Origin of the sequence: uncultured Corynebacterium sp. (assembly GCF_937999985.1) — a bacterium.
Lineage (GTDB): Bacteria > Actinomycetota > Actinomycetes > Mycobacteriales > Mycobacteriaceae > Corynebacterium.
In genome coordinates, this window is the sequence record NZ_CALLDG010000064.1 from 1 (window position 1) to 21,484 (window position 21,484).

The 21,484-nt window shown below is 64.4% G+C and carries 12 protein-coding genes; 9 read left to right on the top strand and 3 right to left on the bottom strand.

The genetic code is table 11. The annotated features are described in order from the left end of the window. Positions 1–564 precede the first annotated feature (564 nt). Positions 565–1,233, top strand: coding sequence for a DNA-3-methyladenine glycosylase I (locus Q0331_RS02995; RefSeq protein WP_298074743.1), 669 nt, complete (start codon positions 565–567; stop codon positions 1,231–1,233). Here Q0331_RS02995 and Q0331_RS03000 read toward each other — a convergent pair. Continuing rightward, entirely contained in the window at positions 1,230–3,572 is a 2,343-nt protein-coding gene (locus tag Q0331_RS03000) for an NADPH-dependent 2,4-dienoyl-CoA reductase (protein ID WP_298074745.1), read from the bottom strand. The two genes, Q0331_RS02995 and Q0331_RS03000, sit on opposite strands and share 4 nt — an antisense overlap. Positions 3,573–3,925: 353 nt before the next feature. Between Q0331_RS03000 and gltB the strand changes: the two genes are divergently transcribed. The 5 genes from gltB (at position 3,926) to Q0331_RS03025 (ending at position 12,105) form a co-directional block, all read left to right on the top strand. Beyond that, positions 3,926–8,533, top strand: coding sequence for a glutamate synthase large subunit (gene gltB, locus Q0331_RS03005; RefSeq protein WP_298074747.1), 4,608 nt, complete (start codon positions 3,926–3,928; stop codon positions 8,531–8,533). Continuing rightward, the gene (locus Q0331_RS03010) at positions 8,534–10,072 is read left to right on the top strand and encodes a glutamate synthase subunit beta (protein WP_269944763.1); all 1,539 of its coding nucleotides are present in this window, start codon (positions 8,534–8,536) and stop codon (positions 10,070–10,072) included. Next, positions 10,069–10,764: a LysE family translocator gene (locus tag Q0331_RS03015; RefSeq protein WP_298074752.1), complete on the top strand. Its 696-nt coding sequence runs from the start codon at positions 10,069–10,071 to the stop codon at positions 10,762–10,764. Before Q0331_RS03010 ends, Q0331_RS03015 begins: the two co-directional genes overlap by 4 nt. A 20-nt stretch (positions 10,765–10,784) precedes the next feature. Further along, entirely contained in the window at positions 10,785–11,168 is a 384-nt protein-coding gene (locus tag Q0331_RS03020) for an RNA-binding S4 domain-containing protein (protein WP_298074754.1), read from the top strand. Between the two features lie 94 nt (positions 11,169–11,262). Further along, a complete protein-coding gene (locus tag Q0331_RS03025) occupies positions 11,263–12,105 on the top strand; it encodes a VOC family protein (RefSeq protein WP_298074756.1) in 843 nt (280 codons plus the stop codon). A 76-nt stretch (positions 12,106–12,181) separates the two neighbouring features. On the opposite strand, the gene Q0331_RS03030 is transcribed toward Q0331_RS03025, so the two are convergent. Next, on the bottom strand, positions 12,182–14,299 hold the full coding sequence (locus Q0331_RS03030) for a M13 family metallopeptidase (RefSeq protein ID WP_298074758.1): 2,118 nt from the start codon (positions 14,297–14,299) through the stop codon (positions 12,182–12,184). 292 nt (positions 14,300–14,591) lie between these two features. Between Q0331_RS03030 and Q0331_RS03035 the strand changes: the two genes are divergently transcribed. The 3 genes from Q0331_RS03035 (at position 14,592) to Q0331_RS03045 (ending at position 17,793) form a co-directional block, all read left to right on the top strand. Continuing rightward, positions 14,592–15,281 (top strand): hypothetical protein, encoded by a 690-nt coding sequence (locus tag Q0331_RS03035; protein ID WP_298074760.1) that lies wholly within the window; start codon positions 14,592–14,594, stop codon positions 15,279–15,281. Beyond that, positions 15,274–16,242 (top strand): PrsW family intramembrane metalloprotease, encoded by a 969-nt coding sequence (locus tag Q0331_RS03040; RefSeq protein WP_298074766.1) that lies wholly within the window; start codon positions 15,274–15,276, stop codon positions 16,240–16,242. Before Q0331_RS03035 ends, Q0331_RS03040 begins: the two co-directional genes overlap by 8 nt. 123 nt (positions 16,243–16,365) lie before the next feature. Then, a complete protein-coding gene (locus Q0331_RS03045; RefSeq protein WP_298074762.1) occupies positions 16,366–17,793 on the top strand; it encodes a glycoside hydrolase family 25 protein in 1,428 nt (475 codons plus the stop codon). Positions 17,794–18,150: 357 nt separating this feature from the next. Here Q0331_RS03045 and Q0331_RS03050 read toward each other — a convergent pair. Further along, positions 18,151–21,484, bottom strand: a 3,334-nt coding sequence (locus tag Q0331_RS03050; protein ID WP_298074764.1) for an arabinosyltransferase domain-containing protein, incomplete at its 5' end; no start/stop codon positions are given.

Genomic DNA, 21,484 nt, shown 5'->3' on the forward strand with positions numbered 1-21,484 from the left:
ACGGCCGGTGTGCCCGTCTCATCGACGAAGCCGCCACGTTGGACAGATACCGCCCGGAACGTGCCCGTATCGCGTTGCTGGCTTTCCATCGGTCTTCTCCGGTTCGTAGATCTTAGCGGTTCGTGCTGTTCAGCTGCATGTTCAGTGGCGGCGAATGTTTGCATAACTTCTGCAGGGCTGTGTATAGCCCTACGAAAACTTAAAGGGCAATAGGAACGAACAGTCGAAACTGTTGGGCTTCTTTAAGCCTAGTATTGTCGCTTCTTTCGTTTCGGGGCTATCCCAATTCCAGGGGTGTAATGCCAGGTGAACCTCAAGTGTTCCACCCCTAAGTAGGGTTATTCACAGCCCGAGCTGTCTGTGGATAACCCTGCTGATTGGATGGGTTGGTGGCCGTCTTACATGCCACCCCGTCCCATCTTTTGGTTACGCTATTGAATGTCTACCAGCGCTCGCGAGCGCGCACCAAATTCCGCACATCAAACACTGCGAACTGGACTCTGCACACTGAAATCCAGGCCACATGTTTGACACATGTTCTTGGCCGTAGTTGAAAGGAACCCGATGGAAGGCCAACTTCTCACCACCAGCACCGGGCAGCTCGTCGATGAATCGGGAGTCGCCCGTCCGCCGTGGGCCTATCGCAGCGAGATTGAGCTGGACTACTACGACAACGAGTGGGGTCGCCCCGTCATCACCGAACACGGCCTGCTGGAGCGCATCGCCCTCGAAGGCTTCCAATCCGGCTTGTCGTGGGCCACCATCCTGCGCAAGCGGAGGGATTTTCGCTCTGTGTTCTTTCTTTTTGACGCCCAGCGCATCACCGAAATGAGCGAGCCCCAAAGGCGCGCTGCTCTGCAGGACGAACGCTTGATTCGTAATGCCCGCAAGCACGAAGCACTCTACGAAAACGCCAAGGCGACGCTGGAGCTGCGGCGAGCGGAGGAATATCAGGAGTTGCCGGAGGATTCGCCCGCCCGCGACGTTCTGGGCGGGGCGGCCAACCGGCTGGCGCCGGGTCTGCCGGTACTCGTGTGGTCGTTCACCCCGGCGGAGCACTTCCGTCCGACATCGCTGGATGGGGTGCCCTCGACTTCGCCGGAGTCCAAGGCGCTGGCGAAGGAGCTAAAGCGCCGGGGATTTCAATTCGTAGGCCCCACCACCTGCTACGCGCTGATGCAGGCTATCGGCATGGTTGACGACCGGGTGGTGGAGCCAGCCGAGGGAGCCTAGAGCCGCGCGGCCAGCTCCACGGCCTGGCGGATGGCACGCTTGGCGTCCAGCTCCGCGGCAACGTCCGCGCCGCCGATAATGTGGACGTCAGAGGTGCCGTCCTGCTCGGCGTCGCTCTTCTCGGCGCCTTCCGGGCGCACGGACTCCTGGCCCGTGCACAGCACGACCGTGTCCACGTTGATCACGCGATCTTCGCGGTTCTCCTTGGTCTCGCGCTCGATCTGCTCCAGCAGCTCCTGCTTTTCGGCGCGATCCAGCGTGCGGCCCTCGAAGGTACCGGTCTTGATCTGCTTGATCTTCTTCAGGGTGACCTGCGGGTCCTCCACCGGGACGGTGATGTGCAGGCCGTCGGAATCGATCTTCTCGTAGGTCACGCCAACGATCTGCTCCGTGCCGCCCATGGCCACCGCCGCGCGGTGTACCCAGCCGGTCGTCTTGCCCAGCGTGCGCCCCATGCGGGTTGGCTTGCGCTGCAGCATCACCACGCGGCGCTGCGGGCGCTCCGGCTGCGGAGAGGAGAGGTTGCCGTGTACATCCGAGTCTTCGACCACGCCCCACTGGCTGTTCCAGGAGGTCAGGGACTGCGGGGCGCCCTGGCGATCCTCCAGCAGGAATTCCGCCACGTCGTAGCCAATGCCGCCAGCGCCGATGACGGCCACGTATTCGCCAGCCGCCTTCTTCCCGGAGATCAGCTCGGCGTAGGTGGCGACGGTCACGCCGTCGATCTTGCCCTCCAGGCCCTCGTTCACACCCGGGAATTCCGGAATGCGCGGGCGCACGCCCGTGGCCACAACAACTTCCTCGAAGCCCTCGGCCTTAAGCTCCTCCGGGGTAACGGCCTTGCCAGTGGAGATGTTCACCTTCAGGCCCTCCAGGCGGTTGACCACCGCGTACAGCGCCTGCACGAACTCCTCCTTGCCCGGCACGCGCATAGCCAGGTTGAACTGACCACCCAGGGTGTCCGCCGCTTCGAAGACGGTCACATCGTGGCCGCGCAGCGCCAGCGCCTCAGCGGCGAAGAGTCCGGCCACGCCACCGCCGATCACGCCGACCTTCTTGGTGCCCTGTGCGGGCAGCAGCTCCAGCTCGGTCTCGTAGGCGGCGCGCGGGTTAACCAGGCAGGTCGCCCGCTTGTTCTCGAAGGTGTGGTCCAGGCAGGCCTGGTTACAGGCGATGCAGTGGTTGATTTCGGTGTTCAGGCCGCGTGCAGCCCGGTTGACGAACTCCGGGTCGGCCAGCAGCGGGCGGGCCATGGAGACCAGGTCGGCCTGCGGGGTGCCGGCGGGCTCGCCGTCGCCACCGTCCCAGCTTCCGTCGAGGATGGCCTCGGCAACCTCCGGGGTGTTGATGCGGTTGGAGGCCACCACGGGGATGTTCACGTGCTCGCGCACCTTCTGGGTCGCCCAGGCGAAGGCGCCACGGGGGACGGAGGTCACGATGGTCGGGATCTGCGCCTCGTGCCAGCCCACACCGGAGCTCAGCAGGTCCGCGCCAGCTTCCTCGATCTTCTTGGCCAGCTGCAGGATTTCCTCTTGGCTCTGGCCGCCCTCGACCAGCTCCAGCACGGAGATGCGGTAGTCAATAACGAAGTCCTCCGGCACCTTTGCGCGGATGGCCTTCACAATCTCCACGGGGAAGCGCTGGCGGTTCTCGACCGAGCCTCCCCACTTGTCGGTGCGCTGGTTCGTGCGCTCCGCGAGGAACTGGTTAATCAGGTAACCCTCGGACCCCATCACCTGCACGCCGTCGTAGCCTGCGTCAGCAGCGAGAGCGGCGGAGGTGGCGTAGGCGTCAATAAGCTTTTCAACGTCCTCGGTCGCGATCTCGCGGGCGGGGAAGGGGCTGATTGGCGACTGCGAGGCGGAGGCGGACTCTGCCATCGGGTGGTAGCCATAGCGGCCGGCGTGCAGCAGCTGCAGCAGGATCTTTGCGCCACCGGCATGCACTGCGTCGGTGATCTCGCGGTGAGCTTCGGCGATCTCCGGGGTGTTAAAGGGAGTGCCGTAGGGGGTCAGATTGCCCTCTAGAACCGGCGGGTAACCGCCAGTGACCATCGCGGCCACGCCACCTTCGGCGCGGGCGGCATAGAAGGCGGCGAGCTTCGGCACGTCCTCGATGGAATCCTCCAGGCCGGTGTGCATGGAGCCCATGATCACGCGGTTGCGGAAGGTCGTCTTTCCTACCTGGATAGGGGAGAGGAGGGTCTTGTAGGCGGTGGCGGGATCTTCCACCGGGGTGGCGGTGAGAGCAGTGGCGCCCGGTGCCGTAGTCAGCGGCAGCAGGGTGCGGACGGAAGCATCAGCGGAGTTAGAGGAGTTGTTGGAAGGCTGGTTGGTCATGGGCGCAATTATCTCTAACTGCGCAAAAACTTGTGAGGCTTTTGAAGAAACCGAGAGCATTCACACTGCTGCGCGTTAAAGTATGTATCAAAATGTGAGTAATGTATGACGATCGCCGCAGTTCAGCGTGACTTCGATCACACACAAAGGTAAGGGTAGAAAGAGTAAGGCAAGCCTAATTTTGTCTGCTCGTACCGACGGGTGCACTCTAGATAACCCAAGACGAAATGGTGTGACCGGAACTACAGCTGTTTCTTGGCGGAGACTCACGTCACCACCAGACCGGCGGTCCGATTGCAACTTTATTCGCATATGCAAATGCAGTACTTGTGACGAAAGTTAGGCCGTAAATCATGAAAAACTACCCTGCACGCCAGGGTCTTTACGACCCCCAGTTTGAGCATGATGCGTGTGGTGTCGCCTTCGTGGCTGACATGCACGGCCGCGCGACACGCGACATTGTGGACAAGGGCATCCAGGCCCTGGTGAACCTGGATCACCGTGGCGCAGCTGGAGCGGAAAAGAACACCGGCGACGGCGCCGGCATCCTCATCCAGGTCCCCGACCGCTTCTACCGGGAGGAGATGGCCAAGCAGGACATCACCCTGCCGCCGGCCGGCCAGTACGCCACCGGCATCGCTTTCCTGCCGAACTCCCGCATGGCCGCGCTCGACGCGGTGCGTGCCGTCGAGGCCATCGTGAAAGAAGAGGGCCTGAACCTCATCGGCTGGCGCGACGTGCCCGTCGACGATTCGAGCCTGGGCGCCATCGCGCGCGACGCCGAGCCGCTGTTCCACCAGCTTTTTATCTCTGGTGTTGACGCCAACGGCGCCCCCCTCGAGGGCCTCGAGCTCGACCGTCGCGCCTTCTTCGTCCGCAAGCGTGCAGAGCGTGAACTCGGCACCAAGGGCGCAGGCGAGGGCTCCGGTGGAGACACCGTGTACTTCCCCTCCCTGTCCTCCCGCACGGTCGTTTACAAGGGCATGCTGACCACCCCGCAGCTGCGGGAGTTCTACCTGGACCTGCAGGACGAGCGCATGGAGTCCGCGCTGGCCATCGTGCACTCGCGTTTCTCCACCAACACCTTCCCGTCCTGGCCGTTGGCTCACCCCTACCGCCTGGTTGCGCACAACGGTGAGATCAACACCGTCCGCGGCAACGAGAACTGGATGCGCGCCCGCGAATCCCAGCTACGCTCCGAGGTGCTGGGCGACCTGGACCGCGTGCTCCCGATCTGTGACCCGGAGGGTTCGGATACCGGCCGCTTCGACGAGGCTCTGGAGCTGCTGCACCTGGCCGGCCGCAGCCTGCCGCACGCCGTGCTGATGATGGTTCCGCAGGCGTGGGAGCGCAACCCGCACATCGACCCGCAGGTCCGTGCGTTCTACGAGTACCACTCCAGCTTCATGGAGGCCTGGGACGGCCCGGCCGCCATCACCTTCACCGACGGCACCCTCATCGGCGCCACCCTGGACCGCAACGGTCTGCGCCCGGGACGCATCTGGATCACCAAGGATGGCCTCGTCGTCATGGCTTCCGAGGCCGGCGTGCTGGACATCCCAGACAGCGAGATCGTTAAGCGCACCCGCGTGGAGCCGGGCAAGATGTTCCTGGTCGACACCTCCCGCGGTTGCGTAGTGGAGGACGAGGAAATCAAGCAGGCCCTGGCCGACCAGCCCTACCAGCAGTGGGTAGAGGAGAACCTGGTCCGCGAGTCCGACCTGCCGACCGTCGAGCCGATCGCCATGAACCACGAGCGCATCGTCCTGCGCCAGCGGGTCTTCGGCTACACCGAGGAAGACCTCGAGACCCTACTGCGCCCCATGGCCGACAACGGCGCCGAAGGCATCGGCTCGATGGGTACTGATACTCCGATCGCCGCCCTGTCCGACCGCCCGCGTCTGCTGTACGACTTCTTCGCGCAGCGTTTCGCGCAGGTGACCAACCCGCCGCTGGACAGCTACCGCGAGAAGATGGTCACCAGCATGTTCACCCAGCTGGGTGCGCAGGCGGATGTTCTTAACCCCGGTCCGGACGCCGCCCACCGTATCCACCTGGACAGCCCGATTCTGGGTAACCAGACGCTGGCCAACCTGGCGAGTGCGGCGGAGAATGCCGAGGCCGCCGGCTCCGACGTGGACTTGAGCGCCTTCAAGGCCGTGCGCATCCCGGGCCTGTACTCCGTCGCCCACGGCGGCAAGGGCTTGCGCGAGGCCATCAACCGCATTCGCCGCCAGGTCACCGAGGCAATCGAGGACGGTGCGACCATCCTGATCCTCTCTGACCGCGAGTCCGACGAGCGTTACGCTCCGATCCCGTCGCTGCTGCTGACCAGCGCTGTGCACCACCACATGGTGCAGGAGAAGACGCGCACCCGCGCATCGCTGGTGATCGAGTCCGGCGGTGCCCGCGAGGTGCACCACCTGGCCATGCTCATCAACTTCGGTGCGGATGCCATCAACCCGTACATGGCTCTCGAGACCGTTAATGAAATGGCCAACGACGGACGAGTGGGCGTCACCGCAGAAGAAGCCGAGGAAAACTACATCAAGGCCGCGACCGCCGGCATCCAGAAGGTCATGTCCAAGATGGGCATTGCCACAGTGGCGAGCTACCGTGGCTCCCAGCTGGCCGACGTGGTGGGCCTGCACCAGAGCCTGCTCGACGAGTACTTCGTCGGCGCCTTCAGCCCCATCTCCGGCATCGGTCTGGACGAGATCGCCGATGACGTGGCCAAGCGCCACCGCGCGGCATTCCTGCCCCGCCCCGAGGAGCAGGCGCACCGCGAGCTTGAGATCGGCGGCGAGTACAAGTGGCGCCGCGAGGGTGAATACCACCTGTTCAACCCCGAAACTGTCTTCAAGCTGCAGCACGCGACCCGCACCGGCCAGTACCGCATCTTCAAGGAGTACACCGAGAAGGTCAACAAGCAGTCCGAGCGCCTGGCTACGCTGCGTGGCCTGTTCAAGTTCAAGTCCAACCGCCCGTCGATCCCGATCGAGGAGGTCGAGCCGGTCAGCGAGATCGTGAAGCGCTTTGCCACCGGCGCGATGTCTTACGGTTCTATCTCCGCAGAGGCGCACGAGACCCTGGCGATCGCCATGAACCGCCTGAAGGGCATGTCCAACTCCGGTGAGGGCGGCGAGGATCCGGCCCGCTTCGAGCCGGAGCCGAACGGTGACTGGAAGCGCTCCGCCATCAAGCAGGTGGCCTCCGGCCGCTTCGGCGTGACCAGCCACTACCTGAACAACTGCACGGACATCCAGATCAAAATGGCCCAGGGTGCGAAGCCTGGCGAGGGCGGTCAGCTGCCGCCGAGCAAGGTGTACCCCTGGATCGCCGAGGTGCGCGTGACCACCCCGGGCGTGGGCCTTATCTCCCCGCCGCCGCACCACGACATCTACTCCATCGAGGACCTGGCGCAGCTGATCCATGACCTGAAGAACGCCAACCCGGATGCCCGCATCCACGTCAAGCTCGTCGCCGAGCAGGGCGTGGGCACGGTCGCCGCCGGTGTGTCCAAGGCACACGCGGATGTAGTGCTGATCTCCGGTCACGATGGCGGCACGGGCGCTTCCCCGCTGACCTCGCTGAAGCACGCAGGTGGCCCGTGGGAGCTCGGCCTGGCCGAGACCCAGCAGACCCTGCTGATGAACGGCCTGCGCGACCGCATTACCGTGCAGTGTGACGGCCAGCTGAAGACCGGCCGCGACGTGATGGTGGCAGCCCTCCTGGGTGCTGAGGAATTCGGCTTCGCCACCGCCCCGCTGGTGGTCTCCGGCTGCATCATGATGCGCGTCTGCCACCTGGATACCTGCCCGGTGGGCGTGGCAACCCAGAACCCGGAGCTGCGCAAGCGCTACACGGGCCAGGCGGAGCACGTGGTGAACTTCTTCAAGTTCATCGCCGAAGAGGTCCGCGAGTACCTCGCCGAGCTGGGCTTCCGCACCCTGGAAGAGGCCGTGGGCCACTCCGAGTGCCTGACCGGTGGCGAGATGGAAGTAGAGCACAAGACCGCGGGCAAGCTGGACCTGGCGCCCATCTTCGCCCAGCCGGACAGCCCCTTCATGCACCAGGGCCTGCACTGCACCAAGGAGCAGGATCACTCGCTGGACAAGGCGCTGGATAACCAGATCCGTTCTGATGCGGAGGACACGATCCGCCGCGCCGCTGCGGGCGAGGATGTCTCGATCGACCTCAGCTACCCGATCACCAACGTCAACCGCACCGTTGGCACCATGACTGGCTCGTTGATCTCCCGCGTGGCCGACCGCGATGGCCTGCCGCAGGACACTGTGAACCTGCAGTTCACGGGCTCCGCAGGTAACTCCTTCGGTGCCTTTGCCACCCATGGCATGACGCTCACCCTTAATGGTGACGCCAACGACTATGTGGGCAAGGGTCTGTCTGGCGGCCGCATTGTCATCCGCCCGGCCGCCAACCACGGGGCGGAGGATACGACCAGCGACGTCATCGCCGGCAACGTGCTGGGATTCGGTGGCGTACACGGCGAAATGTTCATCCGCGGCACCGTGGGCGAGCGCTTCTGCGTGCGTAACTCCGGCCTCACCGCCGTCGTCGAGGGCGTGGGCGACCACGGCTGTGAGTACATGACGGGTGGTCGCGTTATCGTCCTGGGCAAGATCGGCAACAACTTCGCGGCCGGCATGTCTGGCGGCATTGCCTACCTGGTGGATGACGGTAGTGGCGTCACCGACCGCATCAACACCGAGCTCGTCGACATCGAAAAGATCACCGATGAGGAAGAACTGCGCTGGGTCGAGCAGACGATCCAGACCCACCGCGACCTGACCGGATCTACCGTGGAGGTAAACGCCGCGGATCTGATCAAGGTCATGCCCCGCGACTACGCGCGTGTGCTCAAGACGATCGCACGGGCCGAAGCCGAAGGCTTGGACAACGACGGCATCGCCGCCGCAATCATGGAGGAAGTGAAGTAAATGGCTGATCCACGCGGATTTCTGAAGCACCGCCGCGAGTCGGCGGCACACCGACCCGTCCCGCTGCGCCTGCTGGATTGGAACGAGGTCTACGAAGACTTCTCCGACGACAAGGTGCAGACCCAGGCCAGCCGTTGCATGGACTGCGGCATCCCGTTCTGCCACGATGGCTGCCCGCTGGGCAACATCATCCCCGAGTGGAACGACCTGGTGCGCAAGGGCAACTGGCGCGAGGCCTATGACCGCCTGCACGCCACCAACAACTTCCCGGAGTTCACCGGCCGCCTGTGCCCCGCACCCTGCGAAGGCGCATGCGTGCTGGGTATCGGCGACGACCCGGTGAACATCAAGACCGTCGAGTACACCATCGTTGAGCACGCTTGGAAGGAAGGCTGGGTCAAGCCGATCAAGCCGAGCTTCAAGACCGGCCAGCGCGTGGCCGTCGTGGGCTCCGGCCCGGCCGGCCTGGCTGCCGCGCAGCAGCTGACCCGCGCGGGCCACGACGTCACCGTCTTCGAGCGCGCAGACCGCATCGGTGGCCTGATGCGCTACGGCGTGCCCGAGTACAAGATGGAAAAGAAGTGGATCGACCGCCGTCTCGAGCAGATGGAGGCCGAAGGCACGAAGTTCGTCGTCAACACCTCGCCGACCGGTGAGCAGCTGAAGGAGTTCGACGGCGTGATCGTCGCCATCGGCTCTACCGTCGGCCGCGATCTGCCCGTCGTGGGCCGCGACCTGAAGGGTGTCTACCAGGCGATGGAGTACCTGCCGGAGGCCAACAAGGTCTGCGAAGGCGACCGCGAGGTTTCCACCATCAACGCCAAGGGCAAGCGCGTGGTGATCATCGGCGGTGGCGATACCGGTACCGACTGCTTCGGCACCGCGCTGCGCCAGGGCGCCATCTCTGTGTCCCAGTTCGACATCACCCCGAAGCCGCCGAAGACCCGCGGTGCATCCACCCCGTGGCCGACTTACCCGCGCATCTGGCGCGTGGCGTCCGCCCACGAGGAGGGCGAGTACCGCGTGACCGGCAACGAGTCCGCCGACGAGATCGCCGCCCTGGGCCTGGCCGAGCGCCAGCCGGGCGACGAGCTGGGCATCCGCCGCTACTCCATCAACACGGTGGAGATCACCGGCGACGGCGAGAAGGTCACCGGCCTGAAGGGCGCCGAGTGCCGCTTTGGCGAGAACGGCCTGGAGAACATCCCGGAGTCCGACTTCGAGATGGATGCCGACCTGGTGCTGCTGGCGATGGGCTTCGTCTCCGTCGAGGAGACCCCGGTGGTGCGGGACCTGGGCCTGCAGATCGGCGAGCGTGGCCGCCTGGAGCGCGACGATACCTTCCGCGCCCAGCCCACCAACGCTGAGTTCGCGGACATTCCGGTGTTCGTCGCCGGCGACGCGGGCCGTGGCCAGTCCCTGATCGTGTGGGGCATCTCCGAGGGCCGTTCCGCAGCAGCGGAGCTGGACCGCGAGCTGATGGGCGAGACCGCCCTGCCGCGCCCGATCAACCCGACTGACGTGGCGATGCAGGCTTGAGCCTAGCCGCTTACCTAGGGCTGCTCGGTGCCTGGGTGCTGGCCATTACGATGCCAGGCCCGGACACCGTGCAGCTCATTCGTTTGGGTGCCCGTTCGCGCCGCTCGGCGGTGTTCGCCGCACTGGGAATTAGCACGGGCAACGTGCTGTGGCCGGTAGTCACGATGCTGGGCCTGGCCGCGCTGATCGCGGCCTTCCCGTGGATCCTGACCGTGTTGTACCTGTTCGGCGGCTGTTTCCTGATCTATATGGGCCAAGGCGCGTTTCGCTCCGGGTACGCAGATTGGCGCGCCCGGGCGGTCTTGCCTGCTGTTTCTATTAATGACGCCACCAGCGCTCCAACGTCTGAAGGTGGAGCACCGGCAGCGGCGCGTGCACCGCTGGGGGACTTCGCCTCCTGGCGTCTGGGGCTGGCGACGAACCTCTCCAACCCCAAGGCGCTGCTGTTCTTCGGTTCGGTGTTCGCTCAGTTCATCCCGGTGGAGGCTTCCTTGCTGGACCGGCTGCTGGTGCTGGTCTTGATGACTGTCGTGGGCGTGGCGTGGTTCTGCGGATTCGCCCTGGCAGTGGCCGCGGGAGCGGAGAAGATCCAGCGAATCAACCCCTTCATCGAGATGGTGGCCGGGGTGATCTTCGTCGTGCTGGGCGCGTTCCTAGCCTTCGAGGGCGTGCAGATGCTGGTGGGTAGCTAAAGCCCGCTAGACTGAGGCCCATGGAGTTTCCAGAGGTCAGCATTCGCGATTCTGAAATCAAACTGGGGCAGTTCATCAAACTGGCGAACCTGGTGGAGACCGGTGGGGAGGCCAAGGAAGCCATCGCCGCCGGAGTTGTGCAGGTCAACGGCGCGGTGGATACCCGCCGCGGTAAGGCGCTGCGCCCGGGCGACGAAGTGACCCTGGTGGATGCGGACACTGGCGACGTGCTGGCGGGAGCCGTGGTGGCCGGCGCGGCGGATGCTGGCGCTGCTGCGAATGGAGCGGAATCCGACGATGACCTCGGCGAGTTTTTCGACGAGTCCACTGCGGACGATGACTTCGATCCGGAGAAGTGGCGCAACGTCAGCCTGGAAGATGTCCGCGAGGATAACGCGATCTAGCGTTAGCTGAATGCCTGGCCTGCGGAGGCCGGTTGGCGTCAATAAGAAACAACAGACACACCCCAAGAACACAAGAAAGAGCAGTGGAGGAACCATGCCTGCAATGATCGCCCAGCCCGGAATGCCCGTATGGTTGGACCTGGCCAGCACCGATGCAGTCAGCGCGGAGAAGTTCTACAGCGAGTTGCTGGGCTGGGAGTTCGAGCCGGTCGCCGATGGTTACGACGGCTACACCGTGGCGAAGAAGCAGGGCATGCCGGTGGCGGGCATCGCGCAGATCCCGGAGGGCAACCAATCCCTGTGGGGAGTGCTGCTGTACACCCCGGACGTGCAACAGGCGCACGACAAGGCAGTGCAGGCGGGGGCGAAGTCCGTGCTGGAGCCGCAGGATCTGGGCGACCGTGGCGACATGGCCGTCATCGTCGACCCGTCGGGGGCCACGGTCGGTCTGCGCAATCCCGCGGACGAGCATGCGTTGATCGCCGCGGGCGAGCCCGGAACCCCGGTGTGGTTCGAGCTGATGGTGGCTCAGAACTGGGATACGACGCTGGAGTTCTACCACGAGCTGGCGGGCTGGGATATTAAGGCCACAGGGGATGGTACGGGGGATGGCACAGGGGATGAGGAGTTCCGCTATGCCACCGGCGAGTTCGACGGCGCGGCCGTGGTGGGCCTGTGGGATACCTCCAAGCTGGAGGTGCCCGGGATGTGGACCGTTTACCTCGGCGTGGCGGACGTGGACGCCGCCATCGCCAACACGCCAGAGCTGGGCGGAAAGGTGATCCGCCCCGCCTGGGAATCCGAGTTCGGCCGCATGGCCACCATCGAGGACCCGACGGGCGCGCTGGTGAACCTCTGCGAGATTGAGGAGTTCGTCCCCGACGAGGACGCGCACGAGCCGGACCTGCTGGCCCCGGAGAACTTCCAGGCGTTCTAGCGCGCCGGGCTGGCCTCGGCGGGTCGGGCAAGCCCAGCGGGCGCCCGGTTAGGCTCGGCGAGCCCGGCGAGCACCGCTACCAGATGCAGACGCGCTCGTCCTCGGCGAGCCACATTCCGTCGCCCTCGGAGACGTCGAAGGCCTCGTAGAACTCCGCGATGTTGCTGGAGACCACGTTGCAGCGGAACTCCGCCGGCGAGTGCGGGTCGATGGAGGCGTACTGTGCCGCCATCTGCGGGCGGATTGCGGTCTGCCAGATCCGTGCCCAGCGCAGGAAAACGCGCTGCAGGGCGGTGTACTCGGTTTCGTCCGGGTTGCCGTCGGCATCCACCAGCCCCTCGACTGGCAGCTTCTCCGCCGTCTCGAAGGTCTGCCCCTGATCCGCCAGATAGCGGCGCAGAGCCACGATGGCGATGCCCAATCCGCCGAGGTCACCGATGTTTTCGCCCAGGGTGAAGCTGCCGTTGACGGTGTGCTCGGTGATGCCGCGCTGGCGCAGGCCCGTCGGCACCAGGCCGTCGTACTGGGCCACCAGCTTGTCGGTCAGCGCGGTGAAGGCCTTGCGGTCCTCTTCGGTCCACCAGGAGTTCAGGTTTCCGTCGCCGTCGTACTTCGAACCCTGGTCGTCGAAGCCGTGGCCGATCTCGTGGCCAATCACAGCGCCGATGGCGCCGAAGTTGCCGGCCATGTCCGCCGCCGGGTCGAAGAATGGTGGGCGCAGGATCGCCGCCGGGAAGGTGATGTCGTTCTTCACCGGGTTGTAGAACGCATTCACCGTCTGCGGGGTGGTGAACCAGGTGTCGTTGTCGCTGGGCTTACCCAGCTTGGAAACCTCGTAGTTGTGGTTGAAGCGGCTGGCCGCGCGCACGTTCGCCAGCAGATCGGCGCCGGTGGAGCCAAACTCCAGGCCGTCGAAGTCGCGCCACTTATCCGGATAGCCGATCTTCGCCTCGAACTTCTCCAGCTTCGCCAGTGCCTTCTCGCGTGTAGCGGGGGTCATCCAGGCCAGGTCGCTGATGCGCTCGCGGTAGGCGGCGATCAGGTAATCCACCAGCTCCAGCATCTTCTGCTTGTGCTCCGGCGGGAAGTGCTGGGCGACGAACTTCTTGCCGACTTCCTCGCCCACGGCGCCCTCGACCAGGGCGACGCCGCGCTTCCACCGCGCCCGCTGCTCCGTAGCGCCGGACAGGGTGCGCCCGTAGAATTCCCAGTTCCGCAGGTTCACCTCCGTCGGCAGGTATGCCGCGCTGCTCAAGATCACCCGCCAGTAGGCCCACAGCTTCCACTCATCCAGGCCACTGACCTGCGGGTTATCTCCCTCACCGGTGGCCATGGCCGCGACGTGCTCCAGGTAGCTGGGCTGGCACACCACGATGGTGCCCCCGCCCGCACTCTGCGTATCCACGCCCGTGGCCGCCAGCCACTCGCGGAAGGGGAAGCCCGTAGGCAGATCCTCGACCTTTGTCGGGTTATAAGTCTTCTCCGCATCGCGGCTGGCCACGTTGTCCCAGTGCCCGCGCGCCAGCTCGGTCTCGAACGCGCAGATCGCATCCGCCGCCGCAGCCGCGCCCGCATCCGCATACTTTCCGGGCAGCTCCAGCTCGCTGACCAGCCCCAGCATGTCCTCTACGAACTCGTGGTAGGCCTCGCGGGTCGGCGCGTGCTGTTCCTCCCGGTAGTACGCCTCATCCGGCAGCCCCAGCCCGGTCTGCACCAGGTAGGCACGCTCGATGTCCTGGCTGGAATCCTTTTCGATCCAATACCCCGCAACACCACCGGTGCCCTCCATATCGAGCCTGCCGAGTACTTTGGCCAGGTCGGTGACCGAGGTGGCGTCATTAATAAGCCCCAAAGGCTCCCGCAGGCCGGCCAGACCCGCGGCGGCGATGCCCTGCACGTCCATAAAAGAGGAGTACAGGGCGCCCACGCGGCCGTTCGGCTCGTCGGTGGCGGCGGCCTCTACGATCTCGCGAACCTCCTGCTCGGCGAGGTCGCGCAGCTGGTGAAAGGTGCCGTCGACGGGGCGGTCGCTGGGGATCTTGTGGGTCGCCAGCCAGGCGCCGTTCACGTGGCGGTACAGGTCCTGCGCCGGTGATGGCTGGGTGGGCTCGCCGGCCTGGTTCTGAGGCGCGGCCTCGGAGATGTCGTCTGGGGTTTCTACAGCGTTAGTTTTTGCGGCGTTGTTTTCTACCATGCCCACCACCTTAGACACCGCCGCGGACAGGGTGTCCCGCACAGTGGTTAGGCTATGGCGTATGTTCCATCATCCCGCGCCACAGGGGCCGCAGCATGGGCGGCCAGCTCGCCCATCACAAGGTGCGCCCGTACGCCCACCACAGCGACCGATGGCCTCGGTTCCACCTGTGTCAGCTCGTCCTGCATTGCCCACCAAGCCCGCCAGGCCTGCCCCACCGACCACGTATCGCCCCGCACCGACTAGCCCGAAGCGGCGCGGTGCGTATTCGGCCTATCTTCTAGGGACACTGTTGTTGCTGGTTGGCGGTGTTTTTATTGTGGACGCCACCCTGGAAGACGAGCCCCAATCCCTGACCGTCGCGGAAGGGATGGCGGACTCGATTCTCACCTATTCCGAGTGGCCGCTGCGGTTTGCCTCCCTGGAGGAATGTCACGATTCGCCCGGCCTGGGGCGCCCCGGAGTGATGGAATTGGATTGCGATGGAGAAAGCTACGGAGTGACCGGCCTATCGGGTGTGGACGTGAAAGGCGGCGAGGAACCCATCTCGCAGGCCGTGAACCGCGCCGTGCGTGCGATAGTTTTTCAGGATGGTGTGAACCTGCAGTCGATCGATGTGCTGGGCAAGATCTCGGAGGAAAACCGAGAGCAGTTGAAGAAGATGCAGGTCAAGCAACTGCGCGTGACGGATACTTACAAGCTGGGGGAGAAGCGATTCGTGGCGGTTGCATTCGTGAGGGATCCGGATGCGGTTCCAGGAGAGGGCGCGGATGCTGGTGCCGGTGCGGACAATGGCGTCGGCGGGGAGCCCAATAGCGAACTGGAGCACAGCCTCGAACCCGACGGCACGGCCCCGATAGTGGTGGTACAGATGCCGGTGAAGTCGGCGTCAATCAGAAAGCAGTTAGAAGAGATCGACGAGCTCGTGCGCGGCGTCAGCTTGGACGACAACGCAGAAAGCGCAGGTGAATCCGATGTTTAAGGCGCGCAACTACCGCGTGTTCGAGGTGCCACTCGAGTTTCACTTGAAGCACCCGCCCCAGCAACGGCCGAAACTGCGACTATTCCGCGACGGCTGGCTGGCGGCGTACTGGCTGCTGGTGGTTCCGAGCCTCGTGATGTCCGGGTTTCTGCTGATCGGCAATAATCCTTCAACGGTGAGCCCAACTCTGGGGCTGGTGCTGCTGATCGGCGCGCTGCACTTGGCTGGGGCGCTGCTGTGCGTGTGGGCGCTGCCTATATATAGGGGCACACCTAAGCGGCTGGCTGCGCTGGCAGTGCTGTGGGGTGGGGCGGCCTCTGTGGTGCTGGCGGCGGTGGTGATTCAGCCGCCGGTGGTGAGCACCGTAGACAAGCTGGGCTGGCACGGGCTGACGGCCAGCTTTGGAGGCGCCTACCCGGAGGAGATCGCTAAGGGGCTGGGCATATGGCTCCTGCTGTGGATGGGGCGCGCTTGGTGGAACCGCCCGTGGCACGGCATTATCGCCGGATTGCTGGTGGGGCTGGGTTTCGAGGTCTTCGAGAACATGATGTACGCGATGATGCTGGCGGTGATGGATCCGGTGTCTGACATGCAAGGAGCCTTGTCGACGTACCTGTTGCGAGTGATCGCCGGGCCTGCCAAGCACATGATGTTCAGCGCGCTGGTCGGCTATGGGATCGGCTTGGCGATGTTCGTGGGAGCGAAAGCGGGGAAGCCGCGCGGTGTCGCCTGGCGCCTGGGGGCGGTCGTGCTGTGGGGCGGTCTTGGCTTCTTGACGCATTTTGCGTGGAATATTCGCTGGCTAGATGTGTCGCCGGTGTTCCAGCTGCTGTGGATGGGCTTTGTCTGGGTGGCGCTGGCGGCGCTCGCAGTATGGGCGATTGTGTGGACGAGTGTGGAGTTTCTGCGGTGGAAAAAGCGCGGTGTTTGCCCAGCTGTGACGATATATCAGCGAGTGTGACAAAAATCACACAAGTGCTTGAGCAGGGATTTTCTAGCCAATGGTTTCATGGGGTGAAAGATGTACCCCATGGGGTTGATGTGAATGATGTGAAACGTGTGGTTCTTGGGTATGGTGTGATTCATGATTTCACTGCCATGGCGCCGCTCCACGCGCACGTCCGTACCGAAACGCCTCACCGCAACGGCACTCGCTGGCTCCGCTTTGACGGTTGCAGCGCTCGTCGCCACCGATGTTGTTCCCGTCCCCTCGTGGGCGCTGAATGGCATCGACGTTGCCTCCCACCAGCACCCTGGCGGTGCCGCCATCGACTGGACTGCCGTGAAGCAGTCCGGCCAGTCCTTCGTCTTCGTCAAGGCGACCGAGGGCACGTCCTACACCAACCCGGCGTTCACCACGGACTCCGCAAAGGCCCAGCAGGCTGGCCTGGTTCCGGGCAGTTACCACTACGCCCGCCCGGGCAGCGGCAACCCGCGTGCCGAGGCTCGCCACTACGCCAGCGTCCTGGCCACCGGCGTTCAGCCCTCGCTGCCTCCGGTTCTGGACCTGGAGGAGCACGAGGGTCTGAACCCGACCCAGCTGCAGAACTGGGTCCGCGAGTGGATCGACGAGATTAAGGTCCAGACCGGCCGCGATCCGATCATCTACACCTACTACAGCTTCTGGATCCAGCGGATGGCCAACACCACCGAGTTCTCCGAGTACCCGCTGTGGCTGGCCTACTACCGCGACACCCTGCCGGATAAGATCCCGGGCGGTTGGGACCACGTCACCTTCTGGCAGTACTCCGGCTCTGGTCGCGTTAACGGCGTGCAGACCCAGGTGGATCTGAACAAGTACTACGGTGACGACGCTGCCCTGAACGCCCTGGCATCCGGCATGCCTGCGGATACCGCTGCAGGTCAGGCTTCCGAAGCGATGGATCCGATGCGTCCTGCCGTTGAAGGGGAAGCCGAGATCGCCAACAAGATCGAGCACGCCACCGGCGTGAACGTCCCGCTGGCATCCGACTTCATGATGCAGCTGCTGGGTGTTATCGGTGGCCGCGTGTCCCCGGATGTTCTGCTGACCCAGGGTAAGCAGCAGCTGCAGGGCATGGATCCGGCACAGGTTGCAGGTTCTGCCGGCGGCCCGGATCAGGGTGCCCAGGCAACCGGTTCCGTGAAGACTGCCCAGGAGATTCTGACTGCCTACACCGCACTGTCCGGCGCGCTGAAGGAGTTCAACGCTGGCGGTAACAAGCTGCCGGTCGAGGCCATTCTGAAGCTCGTCCAGGGCTATGCGCCGGGTGCTGGCGGCCAAGGCGGCACGGTGAACATCGGCCAGGTTCTGAGCCTGCTGCAGCAGTTCGGCGGTATCTCCAACTGGAACGCCAAGCTGGAGAATGGCGAGGTTCAGCCCGACGCGAATGCCTTCGCAGAGCTGGCCGACGCCGCCAAGTCCGCGAACCCGGACGGCTCCGCGCCGGCGGATGCTGCCGCCGCGCCGGCCACTGGCCAGGCTCCGGCCGCTCCGGTTCCGCCGGCAGCCCCGGCTCCCGCTGCGAACTAAGCGCCACCGCCTTGCCGCTGGCAAAGTGCCAAGGTTCCGTTAATTAAGTGCAGCGGTTTCGTTGACTAAGTGCACGGAGCTTCCGGACCAGCGAGCAAACAGCTAGAGAAATGAAGCGCCGCCCTAACCGGGCGGCGCTTTTTGTAATCCCTATCCCGCTCTTGCGCCCCCGCCTCGGCGAGCTGGAACCGGGGAATGTCCCAAATCTTCCACTCTGTTTTTATAACCATCTATTTCCGCAGGTCAGGGTGGCGCAAATTTTTGCTGCAAAGGCGCTACTCGTCGAAAGTGGAAGATTTGGGACATCCGCCACCCGCAAGGATCCTGGCCGCAGGGCTCCCGCCCAGCCCCCGAACCCTAGTCCGAGAACTTCATCGGCCCGTTGTACCAGAGCCCAGAGCGCTTATCCGTCTCCGTATCCAGCTTCACCGGCTTCGGCTTATCGCCGTTCGCATTCGGGAACGGGGTCAGCTTGTCCAGCACACCCCAGTCCCGCTGCCAGTCGTTCTGCAGGTAGGTCGGTACCTCCTCGGCCTGTGAGGTCATCTGCACCAGCCCGTAGGAGCCACCACCGGCGTAGTCCATCACCGGCGTGTGGTTGCTGCGCACGTCGTGGTCCGGCGAAATGCGGAACTCTGCAGCCTCTGCTACACCCGCCCAGTGGTCGTACGGCTTCTGGCACGGGAACTGGAAAGCGATGGTCCAGTCCAGCAGTGTCGGTGCTTCGGAGCCCACGTAGTCGTTCAGCGACTCCATCTCCGGGACGCGCGGCGGCGTAATGGCAATCCACTGCGTAGGCGTCAGGTTCGGATCGTTCGCCACAATGCGTACCGAGTCCGCATCCTCCGGCACTTGGTCCATCGGGATGCGCATGTTACGCCACTCGGGCGCGTAGCCCGGATCCAGCGGAATCTGTTCGCCGAGCACCTCAAAGTCCTCAGCCTTCTTGGAACCTCCGGACTTGCCGAACTGGACCTTGATCTCCTGGCCGTACTTGAAGATGCCATCCATGTCGAAGTGTCCGACCTGCCCGGCCACGCTGAACACCAGCAGCGGCAGACCCTCGCGGTCCTCCGGCAGGCTGTACCAGCTGGTCGTGGTGTTTGCGGGCGTCTGCAGGCCCTCGGTGTACGAGCCGACCACTGGCACCTTGTTCGCGTCGATTCCGAACGGCAGCACCGCATAAGATCCGTTCACGCCCTTGGTAGCCTTCAGGCCGCCGGTGGTGCCGGATGCGTCGCCGCCGTCGTTGCCGTCATTGCTGCTCGTCTCTTCCTCGGATTCGTTCGTTGCCTTATCTTGTGACGCCGCGTTCTGCGTGTCGCCCTGGTCAGAGGAAGCGTTCGTGTTGTCGGAGCCGGAATCCTCGCTACGGAACTGGTCGGAAGAGCCCACAGTGGCCTGGGAGTCGCCGGAGGACTTGGAGTCGATCTTGGCGGGAATGTTATTCGGTTCGAAACCACGTCCCCCACCGCTGGTCAGGGAGTCCTCCAGGGAGCTGCCGTCGGCAGGCTGGAGGAAGGAGTCGTTCGTGTTGGTCTCCACCAGAACATCCGCAGCCTGGTTACAGGTCTGGCCCGTGAGAGCCATCATGTTGCCCTTGCCCACGGAGTAGGCGGGCCACTGGCTGACCATGCCCTTCGTCAGGGAGGCCAGGGTGAACACGACCGTGAAGGCCGTCAGCACGGCGATCGGCGCGGCCGTCAGGCCACGGAACTGGTGAAGCTTCTTAGTTTCGGCCCGTTCAAGATCGGCCACTTCCGATTCGGTGGTGGCACGGGCGCGTTTGGCGTCCGCAAGAAAGCCAACGATCACACCCCAGAAAAGAACCACAACAGATACAGCAAGCATCACGGTGCTAGCGGTGAGACCAGAGAGCTGTACCGGCTTATCCCACCATGGCACGCCGTAGGAGGACAGGTACCACCAGCCGTTCGGGCCGGCGAGGGTGAAGGCGAACAGCATCAGGGTAGAGCCCAGGAACAGCAGTTGGTTGCGCTTGGTCTGCAGCGCGAAACGCGAGGCGGCAACGGCTGCTAGAGCCGTCAATGCAGCACCGATACCCGCGAACACGCCGAAGTGGTGGGTCCACTTGGTGGGCGTGAACGTCATGAAGAACAGCGTGCCCAGAACGATCAGCAACAGGCGGGTGGACGGAGCCTTAGCGGCTCCGGTGATGCGCCCGTTGCGCAGCATGGCCGCCACGACGATGCCGATGCAGAAGAACAGCATGACCATAGTGAAGCGGCGCGGGAAGCTGCCGTCGACGGTCTGCTCCATGAGCGCCTCATAGCGGCGGAACTCCTCGAACCACTGCAGCGACGGACCGATTGCGCCACGCAGCTTGATGGCCTCGGTGACCGTACGTAGCGTCTGGTCCGCGAACACAGCCGTGAGGATCGCTGTGCCGGCGGCCAGGAACGGCGCGATCTGCGCCATGATGGCGGTGATGACTGTCTTCTTTGGAGCACCCTTCGGTGCGCCCAGCAGAGGCAGGCGGCGGGTGAGAATGCGGATCAGCGCACCCAGGGAGGCCAGCAGGGCGGAGACGGCCATCAGACCAGTCGGGCCCGCACCCAGAGCCAGGGTGGCGATGATCGTTCCGACCGCGGCGGGCAGCAGGCGGTGGGTGGCGATGGCGCGTTCGAAGGAGACCCAGGCCAGCAGGGAGAGCACGGCGATGATCGGCTCCGGGCGCGTGCCGTTGTTGAAGGTCATCCAGAACAGCAGGAACGTCGCCGCCATGGTCCAGTGGGCGACTTGGCGCTGGTTGATCTTGGCGCCGAGGCGCGGCATGACCTCACGGGAAAGGATCAGCCACGTGACGATGCCCGCGATCAGGGAGGGCAGGCGCATCCAGATGGATGCGGAGGAGATCTGCGTCATCAGTGCCAGCAGGTCGTAGAACGGTGAGCCGAAGGGGGATTCCGGTACGCCGAACCACCGGTAGTAGTTGGCCATGTAGCCGGACTCGTGGGAGACCTTAGCCATGGTCAGCAGGTAGCCGTCATCCGAGGTGTTGGCGCCGACGAAGTACCAGGCCAGCAGGATGAAGCCGACCACGCCGTCGAGTGGTCGGGGCTTCCACCAGTTGCGGGGGAACAAGCGGCGGGACGTGGTCCGCTTGTCGAGGATATCGATGCGGTACAGGCAGTACAGGGCGATCGCGGTGGCGATGATGCCTACGAAGATGGCCAGGTACTTGATAGCCGACGGGGAAGAGGTAAAACGCGAATCGACGGTGACGTGTGCCTGGAAGCCCGCGTCGATCGTGTTGTTGGCGTTCTTCTCCGTGTTCTTAATATCCGTGTAGATGCCAGTGAGGGCAGGGCGGATGTCGTCATCGATGGTGGAATCCAGCGCGTAGTCTAGGTGTTTGTCTGCGTCCGGGACCCAGGCGCGGGTGGATTCGTAGTCGGAGGTGATGCGCAGCTGCGCGTCGTCCGGCAGCTTCCGCAGAGCGTCCTTGCTGATGGACAGCGGAACGACGTTGCGCACGACCACGTCGAGGCTGTCGTCGGTGGAGCGGACGAACATGCCACGCAGGGTGGCCTCTGTGGATTCTGACGGGAGGGTCGACAGAATGTTTGTCGCACCGCTTTCCAGGTTGCGCACTTCCTGGATCGGAACCGTGATGTCTACGTCCTGGGGGACGTAGGAGATCAGGGGCGCCTGGACGGAAGTGAGTTCA

Coding starts and splice junctions, on each gene's coding strand:
- Q0331_RS03030 (WP_298074758.1), bottom strand. CDS start 14,299: ATGGTAGAAAACAACGCCGCAAAAACTAACGCTGTAGAAACCCCAGAC.
- Q0331_RS03045 (WP_298074762.1), top strand. CDS start 16,366: ATGATTTCACTGCCATGGCGCCGCTCCACGCGCACGTCCGTACCGAAA.
- Q0331_RS03040 (WP_298074766.1), top strand. CDS start 15,274: ATGTTTAAGGCGCGCAACTACCGCGTGTTCGAGGTGCCACTCGAGTTT.
- Q0331_RS03000 (WP_298074745.1), bottom strand. CDS start 3,572: ATGACCAACCAGCCTTCCAACAACTCCTCTAACTCCGCTGATGCTTCC.
- Q0331_RS02995 (WP_298074743.1), top strand. CDS start 565: ATGGAAGGCCAACTTCTCACCACCAGCACCGGGCAGCTCGTCGATGAA.
- Q0331_RS03025 (WP_298074756.1), top strand. CDS start 11,263: ATGCCTGCAATGATCGCCCAGCCCGGAATGCCCGTATGGTTGGACCTG.
- Q0331_RS03010 (WP_269944763.1), top strand. CDS start 8,534: ATGGCTGATCCACGCGGATTTCTGAAGCACCGCCGCGAGTCGGCGGCA.
- Q0331_RS03020 (WP_298074754.1), top strand. CDS start 10,785: ATGGAGTTTCCAGAGGTCAGCATTCGCGATTCTGAAATCAAACTGGGG.
- gltB (WP_298074747.1), top strand. CDS start 3,926: ATGAAAAACTACCCTGCACGCCAGGGTCTTTACGACCCCCAGTTTGAG.